This window comes from Croceivirga lutea, from assembly GCF_014235875.1.
In the GTDB taxonomy this organism is placed as follows: Bacteria; Bacteroidota; Bacteroidia; order Flavobacteriales; family Flavobacteriaceae; genus Croceivirga; species Croceivirga lutea.
In genome coordinates this window covers 723,891-736,597 of sequence record NZ_JACJUK010000001.1, presented here as the reverse complement: position 1 = coordinate 736,597, position 12,707 = coordinate 723,891, and the positions used below count along the sequence as shown (strand labels likewise).

Below are 12,707 nucleotides of genomic sequence, written 5' to 3'. Positions count from 1 at the left end.
TTATTAACACTACTTTGCATATTTGCGTTTACGAATGGTATTAAAAGTTAGGCCTAAAACTAAACTTAAAACTATTGGTAATAAGACGGTTATTAGCTGCCATTTGGTTTTTTGTTCACTTATTTTTTGAGGGTCTAGCATTGGTATTTCAACATTCTTCGACCTAATGTTTATAAGTTGATCATCATCTAGCAGATAGTTTAGGCTGTTCATCAAAAATTCTTTGTTACCATAAAAGCTATTGGTCCATTTATCGTAGCCAAGTTCAAGGGGTTGACCATTTCTAATTTGATTTTTTATAACATCACCATCAGCAATCAGAATCATTTTATTTAGCCCGCCTTCTTCTTTTGCTTCACTGTATTGAAAAGGTTTAATTCGATTCTTAAAGGCTGAAGAAAAGGCACCTTCAATTAGAACAGCTAAAGGTAAATTTCCTTTTCCTACATAGGTTTCTTTAGGGTTGGGATTAGAAATGGTTTCTAATGAAATCTCAGTAGGTATACCTTCTGCCATCGAAAGCGGTGAAGATTCTAAAAGCACAGTTTTTTTATTGGTGTTACTTAGCGTGTCTATAATATTGGCAAATTGAAATTGGACAGCTTCAATATTTGTATTTATGGGATGATTGTTTTTTGAAAACACCATAGGATGATAGGGCCAAGGTAACGGATTATACGTAGCGCTTTGGTCCTCACCAGATGCCAAAACTATTGGCGTATTGTATAAATCATTTACTAAAACAGGATTAATTCGAACACCGTACTTAAAGAAAAAGTCGTTTAAATTTAAGTTTATACGCGTAGCAATGTTGGAACCTGTTTCGTTGAACAAACTATCCAACTCCATGGCAACTTGGTCTATTAACCAAATAGATTTACCACCATTTATTATGAATTGGTCTAAAACATATTTTTCTTTATCTGTAAATGCGTTATTGGGTTTAGCAATTAATGCTAAATCATAGTTACCTAATTGTTCAAGGGTTTGTTGCGGATTTGTAGCGACTGAATCAAGTGTAAAAGCTCCAATATTATAGTAGTCTTTAATACTCGTAAGAAAGTCTGCTAAATAAATATCTTCTAATTCATTATTACCTTTTATAACGGCAACTTGTTTTTTGGTAGTGATAGCTAATTTAGAGAAGGCGTCTGCAAAAACATATTCCAATTGCTGTACAGAATTATTTACTCTATCTGCTGTGGTAGCACCAAGTTTATTTTTGAGTAAAGGAACTTTTACGGTTCTACTCCCTGTATTAACCATTGCCCATGGGAATACCAATTCTTGAGAAACTTTACCGTTCTCTTGGGTAGTAATATTTGCTGGTGTTAAACCAATATTTTGTAATTCGGTAACTATCTGTTGCTGGTTTTCACCTTCTAATGGGTTTATTAGATTGAAAGAGATTTTATTATTTTCAGCCTTAAACTGTTCTAATAACTGAAGCGTTTCATCTTGTAAACGAGCAAATTCTGGTGGAAGTTTCCCATCTAATAAAATATCAACAATTACAGGAGTTTCTAAATTTTTAGCTGAATTTTTAGACTGTTCTGACAACGTGAATCTTTTATCTTCTGTAAAATCAATACGATAATCTAAAAATTTAGCGCCTGTTACAGTCAAAAATAAGGTTAGTAAAATGGGTAAAAACGCTTTTTTATGCAGTTTACCATCTATTACTAATTTGGTAAGCAATAAAAATGTTAAGGTCAGTCCAACAAAATAAATACTGTCTTGTATTTTAAAAACACCTTTTGCAATACTTTCAAAATGGTAGAGTGCTCCAAACTCTTTTATTCCCCTTTGTGTTGAACCATTAGAAACTAAAGAACTTACAGCATCAAATCCATAAAAAAAGCAAAAACTTAATAAAACAGCTAAAAGGAAAGCTAAAATTTGATTTCTTGTTATGGAAGAAGAAAAGACTCCGATAGCGGTATATAACGCCATTAAAAATACCAATCCAAAGTAAGAACCAAGAACAACACCAGAATCAAAATTTCCTTTGGTAGTACCAAGATTAGAGATAGCCACCACATAAATTAATGTTGGCAGTATGGCAAAAATGCATAAAACTAAAATTCCCCAAAACTTGCCCATCACCAATTGTAATGTGGAGATGGGTTTTATTTTTAATAACTCAAGTGTACCAAGACTTTTCTCTTCAGAAAAACTCTTCATACTCAATGCCGGAATTAAAAATAAAAACACCCAAGGTGCCAATAAAAAGAATGGTGTTAGGTCAGCAAAACCATAATCAAAAAGATTAAAAGCCCCCTTAAATACCCATAAAAAAAGGCTTGATAGTAATAGAAATAAACCAATTATTACGTATCCTAATGGTGATGAAAAAAAAGACTGAATTTCTTTTCTAAAAATTGCTAACATAAATCAATCTAAAATGAATCTTTTTTGAACACTCCAAGCATTTGGTTTATCTGCAAACAAAGCTTTGGTTTTTGCCCATGTTTTTTGAAAAAAGTCAGAGTTTCTATAACTATTTAGTGCTTCCTCATTATCCCAATAACTGTAGGTAAAAAAAATAGCATTGTTATGAGTGTCTTGAAAAAGCTCTAAACGATTACAACCTTTAAAATTTCGAATTTGCGCTTTACTTTCTTCAAAAATGGTTTCAAAGCTAGAAATATTTTCAGGTTTAAAGGTCAGTTTTACAATTCTAACAAGCATTATAAAAAGTTTATAGTAATAAGATCTTGGTATTTAAGGCCAATTAATGTAGCTGCACTACCGGCTCCTTGTAGATTACTTTTGTAAATAGCCAATTCAATCATTCCAGTAGTATTAAAAAGGGCAATAAAATCACCGTCCCCTTTTCTTTGGTTGGTTGATAAATCAAAATCTATAAATTCATTATAGCTATTATAAATCTTTTTCAATTTTTCTCGCCTAGCAATGATTTCAAATTCGCGACCATTTCTATAGGCCTCAAATAGTGTTTTGCTAATGTTAGTAACTACGTTACCGTACGCATCTATATAAATAATATTTCCACTAATACTATTGCCATTATTGGTGATTCTAGGTTCAAAATCTTTAACATCTTTAAGCTTAGTTATAGGTTTACCCACAACTTCTAATTTTCCGCCCCTGGCCAAATGGCACGCTACCACACAAAAATTGTTTAATACTGGAAATGAATTACGAACTAAGTTAGGAACATTAAATTCTGCTATATTATCTGGTGAATTATTCTCTGCAATTAAGGAGATAATACCATTATCTCCACCAATAAAATAATGCCCATTTAAGGCTACTATTAACGATTTATTTTCAGGAGAAGGTTCTGAATCTACTCCTATGATATGTATAGTTCCCGCAGGAAACTGGTGGTAGGCATTTTTTAGAATATATGCCGCTTCTAAAATATTAAAGGGCGATATGTTATGTGAAATATCAACAATGGTAACCGCTGGCATTTCACTTAAAATACGCCCTTTAACCGCGCCTACTGAATGGTCTTTGGTGCCAAAGTCAGTTGTTAAAGTAATGATTGCCATTAAACAGTGTTGATAGTTTTTTCAGTTCTCGTACCGAAATTTGGTTAAGTTTGTTTGTAAAAGTAGCTAAAAAGCAGCAACTGAAATGTCAAAATGTAAACAACTAAAACACAAGTTTATTTGAACGAATTAATAATAGAACTTACAGAAATAAGTCCACGTGAATTTTTTGGACTTCAGAACGAGAATATTGAGCTTATAAAAAAATATTTTCCAAAACTTAAAATAGTTGCAAGAGGTAATAAAATAAAGGTCTATGGCGATGAAGAACGTTTAGAAGAGTTTGACAAACGTTTTGATATGATTACCGAGCATTTTGCCAAATACAACAAGTTAGATGAAAACGCCATAGAACGTTTACTTACAGTGAATGGTGCTGAAGACGTTAAGGCATCGGCTGTTAGCAGTGAAGTCTTAGTTCATGGAGTAAGTGGCCGTTTAATAAAAGCGCAAACTGTAAACCAAAGAAGGTTAGTTGATGCGGTATTGAAAAATGATATGGTTTTTGCTATTGGGCCAGCAGGTACTGGTAAAACGTATACGGGAGTTGCTTTAGCCGTAAAAGCATTAAAAGAAAAACAAGTCAGAAAAATTATTTTAACAAGACCAGCTGTTGAGGCTGGAGAAAATTTAGGTTTTTTACCGGGCGATTTAAAAGAGAAATTGGACCCTTATATGCAGCCATTATATGATGCTTTAAGAGATATGATACCATCAGAAAAACTAGAGAAATATATAGAGGATGGTACTATACAAATAGCTCCTATGGCATTTATGCGTGGGCGAACTTTAGATAACGCTTTTGTAATTCTAGATGAAGCGCAAAATACCACGCACGCCCAAATGAAGATGTTTTTAACTCGTATGGGTAAAAACGCAAAGTTCTTATTAACAGGTGACCCAGGTCAAATTGATTTACCAAGGAGAGTAATTTCTGGACTAAAAGAGGCGTTACTCGTACTTAAAAATATTAAAGGCATAAGCATTATTCATTTAGATGATAAAGACGTAATTCGTCATAAATTGGTAAAGAAGGTAATTGATGCTTATAAAAATATAGAACACCAAAATCAATTTTAAATGGCGACAAATACGTTAATGGAGACCAATTTTCATTTCCCTGGTCAGAAATCAGTGTATCGCGGAAAAGTAAGAGAAGTATACCAATTAAAGAACGATATTTTGGTGATGGTGGCTACAGACCGGCTCTCAGCCTTTGATGTAGTAATGCCAAAAGGTATACCTTACAAAGGGCAAATTTTGAATCAAATTGCCACGAAAATGATGCAGGTTACCGCTGATATTGTACCTAATTGGTTAACAGCAACACCTGACCCTAACGTTGCGGTTGGTAAAGCCTGTGAACCATTTAAGGTAGAAATGGTTATCAGAGGTTATTTATCAGGGCACGCAGCTAGAGAATATAAAGCTGGTAAACGCTTACTTTGTGGAGTACCCATGCCTGAGGGTATGATTGAGAATGATAAGTTTCCTGAACCTATAATTACACCTGCTACTAAAGCAGAGAAAGGTGACCATGACGAAGATATCTCAAGAGAAGATATACTAAAGAAAGGTATTGTTTCTGAAGAAGACTACTTAATTTTAGAAAAATATACTCGTGCTTTGTTCGAAAGGGGAACAAAAATTGCAGCCGAGCGCAATTTAATTCTTGTGGATACTAAATATGAATTTGGTAAAACAAAAGAGGGTAAAATTGTATTGATAGATGAAATACATACTCCAGATTCTTCACGCTATTTCTATGCTGAAGGTTATGAAGAGCGTCAAAAAAACAAAGAACCTCAAAAGCAACTTTCAAAAGAATTTGTACGTCAATGGCTCATAACTAATGGTTTTCAAGGGTTAGAAGGTCAATCGGTACCAGAAATGTCAGATGACTATATTACTTCTGTTTCTGAACGTTACATAGAGCTTTATGAAAATATTACGGGAGAAAAATTTCAAAAAGCGGATGTTTCTAACATACATGAAAGAATAGGAAACTCCATTTCAGAATTTATAAACAAAAACAGCTAAATTTTATCGATAATCTAAAGTAAAATGCTGTGTAGATATGATATTGTCATATTTATACAGCACTTTTTTTTAAATTAATAATTGATAGATTGTTTGAATAATAATGCTAAATAGATATATTTATGCTAAATAAATATATATTTAATGAAACAGTGTCCTAATTGTAGTTCAGAAAAATATATTAAGGCTGGTATTGTAAGCAACAGACAGCGTTATAAATGCAAAATATGCAACTATTATTTTACGGTTGATAAAGTTGGTAAACAAATAGATGATTATTATGTGAATAAGGCATTACAGCTGTATTTAGAAGGACTTACCTATAGAGAAATTGAACGAATTCTAGGGGTTTCTCACGTGTCTGTTTCTAATTGGGTTAAAAAATACGGAATCAAAAGACCTTACAGCGCAAAGTACCATCCTACTTACAAAATTCTAAATCATAACGAACTGCAAAATTATTTCTTAGATACTAAAAATATTACCGGTGCTGGAGTGTTGGTAACTGAATTGGGTGATAAGTTTATGCTTATTAAATGGGAGCGATTCAGAGATTAAGTATATTAATTTAACAAATAAGTATATTAACTTTTTGTTATGAATACTTTTTTTAGAAGTTCGTAGTGCATGCAACTAACTATAAACTTCTAAAAATGAGAAAACTAAATTTTAGTATAACAGTATGTTTGTTATCCTGCTTTTTCACTTTTTCACAAGGTAACACTGAATACACGGGTGGTTACAAGGTAAAGCTGAATGAAGAAGGTACAAAATACATGCGTTTTATTGCTTGGGGCCAATTTTGGGCTCAATACAATGATAACTTGCCAGATGATGCAAGTGCTCTTAATATGAGTATAAGAAGAGCTAGATTTCTAACTTTTACACAGCTTAATAAGAAATTTTTAATACTCACCCATTTTGGATTAAATAGTTTAAATGGTGGTAATACTAGTCCAATTGGTACTGGAGAACGTTCTCAACTATTCTTTCATGATTTTTGGGGAGAATGGAAAGTTGCAGATGATTTTCATGTAGGTGCTGGGTTACATTATTGGAATGGTATTTCTAGATTGAACAATCAAAGTACACTTAATATGATGACCCTTGATAATAACAGACAATCTTGGGCTACTATTGGTTTGTCAGACCAATTTGCAAGACATATAGGAATTTATGCAAAAGGTAAAATTGGAAAACTACAATATAGATTCGCAATAAATGAGGCTGGCACTAGTACTTTAGATAATAGAGACCCTGTTGCAGATGGTGTAACCGTATACGGAGGCAGAAGAATACTAGGCTCTGCCGATGCAGGAAAAGTATTTCAAGGTTATGTAGATTATAATTTTTTAGACCAAGAGTCCAATTTCTTACCCTATAAGGTGGGAACTTATTTAGGTAGTAAAAAAGTCTTTAACATTGGTGCTGGGTTTTTTACCCATAAAAATGGTGTTGTGGAAGCTGATGGGGAAGGAGCAAATGTTAACATTTTTGCTATTGACGCATTTTATGATGCACCCTTGGGACAAGATGGGTCTGCTATTACTGCATATGCAACGTATCAAAATAATGATTATGGTGAAAATTATAATCTTGGTGCTTATGGTACTGGTAATATGCTCTACGGGCATTTAGGTTATTTGGTACCTGGGCCTTCAGATAAATGTCGTTTTCAACCTTATTTGTCATATCAAAATAGGTCAATAGATGCAATTGACGATAGTGCCAATAGAGTTGGTCTTGGTGCAAACCTATTTATGACGGGTCATCATTCTAAATTGAGTCTAGAATATTCAAATACCAAAGTTGGTGATGCTGACGGTACAGGTATATTAACCCTTCAAGCAATGATTTATTTATAAAACACAGGAATATGAGCGAAAAACAGAAAAAGGCAACAGCCTATTGGAAAGAAAATTTAAGATATCTGGTCATACTATTAACTATTTGGTTTTTAGTATCCTATGGTGCTGGAATTCTTTTTAAAGATGCACTTAACTCCATAAGAGTCGGTGGTTTTAAACTAGGATTTTGGTTTGCACAACAAGGATCAATTTATGTTTTCGTAATACTCATTTTTGTCTACGTAAGGTTGATGAACAAACTGGACAAGAAATATGGATATGATGAAGATTAAACTAACTAACTACAAAAAATAAAATTATGAGTGTACAATTATGGACATGGATAATAGTGGCCTTAACTTTTAGCCTATATATAGGTATTGCTATATGGTCTAGAGCTGGTTCAACTAAAGAATTTTACGTTGCAGGTGGCGGAGTTTCGCCATTGGCTAACGGTCTTGCTACCGCGGCTGATTGGATGTCGGCAGCTTCATTTATGGGTATGGCAGGTATTATTGCTTTTGCAGGTTATGACGGCTCTGTTTATCTAATGGGATGGACAGGAGGTTACGTTCTATTGGCCTTGCTTTTAGCTCCTTATCTAAGAAAGTTTGGAAAGTTTACCGTTCCAGATTTTATTGGTGAAAGATATTATAGTAAAACTGCACGTGTGGTAGCCGTGGTTTGTGCTATAATCGTTTCATTTACCTATGTGGCGGGTCAAATGAGAGGAGTTGGAATTGTTTTTTCTAGATTTTTAGAAGTTGAAATCAATACTGGGGTAATTATTGGTATGATAATCGTTCTTTTCTATGCCGTGCTAGGTGGAATGAAAGGAATTACATACACTCAGGTTGCACAGTATTGCGTATTGATATTCGCTTTTATGGTTCCAGCCATATTTATTTCTATACAAATGACTGGTAACCCGGTACCTCAATTAGGTTTTGGAAGTTCATTGACTGATGGTTCAGGTATGTATTTACTAGATAAATTAGATGGTTTATCAACAGAATTAGGCTTTACAGAGTATACTAATGGTTCTAAGAGCTTGATTGATGTTTTTGCTATAACCTTTGCTTTAATGGTTGGTACAGCAGGTCTACCCCATGTTATTGTAAGATTCTTTACAGTTAAACGTGTAAAAGATGCTAGAAAATCAGCCGGCTTAGCTTTATTATTTATCGCTATTCTTTATACCACTGCACCAGCAGTAGCAGTTTTTGCTAGAACAAATTTAATTGAAACTGTTAGCAATAAAGAATATGCAAATATGCCAGAGTGGTTTAAAAAATGGGAAACTACAGGTCTAATAGCTTTTGACGATAAAAATGAAAATGGTACCATACAATATGTTGGTGATGCCGAAAAAAATGAACTTACTGTCAATAGAGATATTATGGTTTTGGCTAATCCTGAAATTGCAAATCTACCAGCTTGGGTTATTGCATTAGTTGCAGCTGGTGGTTTAGCTGCTGCACTTTCAACTGCAGCTGGTTTATTATTAGTAATTTCTTCAGCTGTTTCTCATGATTTAATCAAGAAAGTTATAAATCCAGAACTATCTGAAAAAGGTGAATTAGTAGCGGCAAGAATTTCAGCAGTTGGAGCTGTAGTAATTGCAGGTTATTTTGGAATTAACCCGCCAGGTTTTGTGGCTGCGGTAGTTGCACTAGCGTTTGGTTTGGCTGCGGCATCATTTTTCCCAGCTATTATTCTTGGCATATTCTATAAGAAAATGAATAGTAAAGGTGCAATCGCTGGAATGATAGTAGGTATTACCTTAATGCTTTTCTATATGTTAAAGTATAAACTACAATTATTTGGTGGAGGCACACAAGAAGATTGGTGGTTTGGTATTTCACCAGAAGGATTTGGTACAATAGCCATGATTGTAAACTTTGTGGTTTCGTTAGTAGTAAATGCTTTTACTGAAGAACCTCCACAAGAAGTTCAAGATATCGTAGAAGATATTAGAATTCCGAGTGGTGCTGGTGATGCTGTTTCACATTAAATATTAGTTGGTTACGCAAAGTGGTGCGTTTTTAAACGCACTGCTTTGTATTTTTAAGAGCATGTAATTATGAATATGAAAAAAAGGCATCAACAAAAGCTATTTTTAATTTCCATATTTCTTTTTGTTTTATGGAATGTGCCTTTGGTTACTATTTATAATTATCCGGATTCTATTCTAGGAATTCCCATATTCTACTTGGTTATTTTTTGTAGCTGGTTAGTGGCGGTAATTATCTCATATATCGTATTAAAAAGATTTTATGAGTAACTATCTGCTTTTTACCATTATTATTTGCTATTTAATAATGCTCTTTATTTTAGCTTATAGAGCAGAGTTAAAAAGACATAGTAAATGGATTAACAACCCCTACGTATACACTCTTTCTTTAGCGGTTTATTGTACCGCATGGACCTACTACGGTAGCGTGGGTATTGCTTCAAAATCAGGTATAGATTTTCTTCCTATTTATCTTGGGCCAGTAATAGCATTGCCACTTTGGATTGTGCTAATGCGAAAGATTATCAGAATTTCAAAACAACATAAAATTTCAAGCATAGCTGATTTTATTTCAATGCGTTATGGCAATAATAGGGCCATTGGGGCTCTTGTTACAATAACATGTTTGATTGCAGTTATTCCTTATATAGCTTTACAACTAAAAGCCGTTTCAGAAACTTTTTCTATAATGTCAAGTGAGGAAAGCTATGTGTCAACTGGTTTTTTAGATGATTCTACATTCTATATAGCTTTAGTTATTGCCATTTTTGTAGCTTTTTTTGGAACCTTATCTACAGATACTTCACAACGTAGAAAAGGCATTATTGCAACAGTTGCTATTGAGTCTATTATTAAGTTAACCTTCTTTTTAATAGTGGGTATTTATATAACCTTTTATCTATTTGATGGTACAGAGGACATTTACCAACAAGCCTCTGCATCAGTAAATTTTAAACAATTAGCAACTTTTGGAAAATTAGAAGATGGTTTTAATTGGTTATTCACCATTTGTTTGTCATTCTTCGTCCTATTTTTATTACCAAGACAGTTCCATGTGGCTGTGGTGGAAAATGATAATCAAAAACACCTAAAAACCGCAATTTGGTTATTTCCACTTTATCTTTTGTTATTTAATGTTTTTGTGATTTTTATTGCTTGGGCTGGTAACATTCGCTTACCTAGTTCTTTAAATCACGATTACTATACGTTGTTATTACCGCTAAGTAACCAGCATTTAATTTTGAGTGCTTTAGTATTCATAGGTGGTTTTTCTGCCGTTATTTCAATGATTGTGGTTTCTACTTTAGCCTTGTCAACTATGGTTAGTAATAACATTATTATTCCTTACGGGTTTATAAAAAAGTTAGTTGAAGGAAACCCTCTTGAAAATGAGAAAAGAATCAAAGCAATTAGACGTCTATCTATATTTATTTTAATAATAGTATCTTATTTTTTCTATGATACGTTCTCTAAAGAACTTTCACTGTATTCTATTGGACTTATTTCTTTTGTTATAATTGCGCAATTGGCTCCTTCGTTTTTTCTCGGTTTGTTTTGGAGAAGAGGTACAGCTAAAGCAGCTATTTTAGGAATACTTATAGGGCTTTTAATTGTTTTTTATAAACTATTGTTGCCCATTATGAGTCAAGTAATAGGTATTGCTAATATAACTTCAGACTCCATTTTTTCAATACAATTTCTCTCTCCAGAAAGTAATGCTTTTATGTGGAGTATTCTTTTTAATGGATTTGCTTTTGTCACATTTAGTTTGTCAGCTAAAGGAAATTATAGAGAAAGAAATTATGCAGAACTTTATGTAAATGACCAGAACTATGCTAATCTTCAAGAGGGAGCATTTGTTTGGAAAGGAGAGGCCTATGTAGACGATATTAAACGATTATTAAATCGTTTTTTAGGGGAGACAAGAACCAATAGAGCGCTCAATATTTTTAATAAAAAATATAATATTTCAGAAACTGAAGAAAAAGCAGATTCCCGTTTAATAAATTTTTCTGAAAAATTACTTACCGGAAGCATTGGAAGTACGTCAGCAAAAATATTGCTCTCCTCAGTTTCGAAAGAAAAGCCCATTGGTTTAATTGAGGTTCTTAATATTTTAGAAGAGAGTAAAGAAACCAAAGCTTCGAATAAACTTTTGGTTGAAAAATCTGAAGAATTGGCTAACTTAACTAGTAAGTTGAGAGAGGCTAATGAAGAGTTACGTAAACAAGATAAACTTAAAGATGAGTTTTTAGACACCGTTGCACACGAATTAAAAACGCCCATTACTGCCATAAAAGCTGCTTCTGAAGTTTTAGAAGATACAGATATGCCAGATGTTTTAAGACAGCAGTTTTTAAAAAATATTGAACAAGATACAGAAAGACTAAGTACCTTAATTAACAATATTCTTGATTTAGAAAAGCTATCAAATGACCGAACAGAATTAGAAATAAAAAGTTATTACATCGATAGTACAATAAAGAAATCTATTAGTGCAATTTCTCATTTAGCCAACAAAAACACCATAAAAGTTATTTATGATAAAAATGAGGATATAATTGCTGAATATGATGAAGACCGCATAATACAAGTACTAATAAACCTATTATCAAATGCATTAAAATTCACCAAACCAAAAAAGGGAATTATAAAAATAAGCACAATAATTTTTAAGGATTTTATAGAAGTTTCTGTGGCAGATAATGGGAAAGGAATACCAAAAGAAGACCAAAATTATGTGTTTGAAAAATTTTATCAATCAAAAGGTCAAAATACCAAAAAACCACAAGGCAGCGGTTTTGGATTAGCCATTTGCAAAAAAATTATTGAAAGTCACAAAGGTGATATTTGGATAGATAAGAAATATAAAAAAGGAGCTCGTATAGCGTTTACAATTCCAAAAAAGGTGAAATGAAAAAGAAAATTTTAATAGTAGATGATGAGCCAAACATAGTAATGTCTTTAGAATATGCATTTAAAAAGAAAGACTTTTTGGTTTATATAGCTAGAGACGGATTTGAAGCATTAGAAATAACAAAAAAGCACATTCCGGATGTAATATTATTAGATGTTATGATGCCACAAGTAGACGGGTATGAAACTTTGAAAATTTTAAAATCTAATAATGATTTTAATAAAACTAAAATCTTTTTTCTTTCGGCTAAATCTAAAGAATCAGATATAGAAAAGGGTCTGCTTTTAGGTGCCGACGGATATTTTACTAAACCTTTTTCAGTTAAAAAGATTATACAAAATATAGAAGAACAAATAGCGTAAAACCCT

Annotated in this window: 11 protein-coding genes; 8 read left to right on the top strand and 3 right to left on the bottom strand. The window is 32.9% G+C overall.

Annotated features, from left to right (window positions below; genetic code table 11):
* Window positions 1–9: 9 nt before the first annotated feature.
* The 3 genes from gldG to H5V42_RS03450 are packed head-to-tail and all read right to left on the bottom strand — an operon-like array spanning window position 10 to window position 3,521.
* The gene (gldG, locus tag H5V42_RS03460) at window positions 10–2,391 is read right to left on the bottom strand and encodes a gliding motility-associated ABC transporter substrate-binding protein GldG (protein ID WP_185781722.1); all 2,382 of its coding nucleotides are present in this window, start codon (window positions 2,389–2,391) and stop codon (window positions 10–12) included.
* Between the two features lie 3 nt (window positions 2,392–2,394).
* Complete coding sequence (locus H5V42_RS03455; RefSeq protein ID WP_185781721.1) at window positions 2,395–2,691, bottom strand: putative quinol monooxygenase; 297 nt, start codon at window positions 2,689–2,691, stop codon at window positions 2,395–2,397.
* Window positions 2,691–3,521, bottom strand: coding sequence for an SAM hydrolase/SAM-dependent halogenase family protein (locus H5V42_RS03450; protein ID WP_185781720.1), 831 nt, complete (start codon window positions 3,519–3,521; stop codon window positions 2,691–2,693). Before H5V42_RS03450 ends, H5V42_RS03455 begins: the two co-directional genes overlap by 1 nt.
* A 120-nt stretch (window positions 3,522–3,641) precedes the next feature.
* Between H5V42_RS03450 and H5V42_RS03445 the strand changes: the two genes are divergently transcribed.
* From H5V42_RS03445 to H5V42_RS03410, 8 genes are all read left to right on the top strand, one after another.
* On the top strand, window positions 3,642–4,601 hold the full coding sequence (locus H5V42_RS03445) for a PhoH family protein (RefSeq protein ID WP_185781719.1): 960 nt from the start codon (window positions 3,642–3,644) through the stop codon (window positions 4,599–4,601).
* The gene (locus tag H5V42_RS03440) at window positions 4,602–5,561 is read left to right on the top strand and encodes a phosphoribosylaminoimidazolesuccinocarboxamide synthase (protein ID WP_185781718.1); all 960 of its coding nucleotides are present in this window, start codon (window positions 4,602–4,604) and stop codon (window positions 5,559–5,561) included.
* A gap of 144 nt (window positions 5,562–5,705) precedes the next feature.
* On the top strand, window positions 5,706–6,119 hold the full coding sequence (locus H5V42_RS03435; protein ID WP_185781717.1) for an IS1/IS1595 family N-terminal zinc-binding domain-containing protein: 414 nt from the start codon (window positions 5,706–5,708) through the stop codon (window positions 6,117–6,119).
* A gap of 95 nt (window positions 6,120–6,214) precedes the next feature.
* On the top strand, window positions 6,215–7,426 hold the full coding sequence (locus tag H5V42_RS03430; RefSeq protein WP_185781716.1) for a hypothetical protein: 1,212 nt from the start codon (window positions 6,215–6,217) through the stop codon (window positions 7,424–7,426).
* A gap of 11 nt (window positions 7,427–7,437) precedes the next feature.
* Complete coding sequence (locus H5V42_RS03425) at window positions 7,438–7,701, top strand: DUF4212 domain-containing protein (RefSeq protein ID WP_185781715.1); 264 nt, start codon at window positions 7,438–7,440, stop codon at window positions 7,699–7,701.
* Window positions 7,702–7,727: 26 nt separating this feature from the next.
* Window positions 7,728–9,422: a sodium:solute symporter family protein gene (locus H5V42_RS03420; protein ID WP_185781714.1), complete on the top strand. Its 1,695-nt coding sequence runs from the start codon at window positions 7,728–7,730 to the stop codon at window positions 9,420–9,422.
* 262 nt (window positions 9,423–9,684) lie between these two features.
* Window positions 9,685–12,339 carry an ATP-binding protein gene (locus H5V42_RS03415; protein ID WP_185781713.1) on the top strand — a complete coding sequence of 885 codons (2,655 nt, stop codon included), beginning with the start codon at window positions 9,685–9,687 and terminating at the stop codon, window positions 12,337–12,339.
* Window positions 12,336–12,701, top strand: a complete 366-nt coding sequence (locus tag H5V42_RS03410) for a response regulator transcription factor (RefSeq protein ID WP_185781712.1) — start codon at window positions 12,336–12,338, stop codon at window positions 12,699–12,701. The genes H5V42_RS03415 and H5V42_RS03410 overlap by 4 nt, the downstream gene beginning before the upstream one ends.
* Window positions 12,702–12,707: the final 6 nt, after the last annotated feature.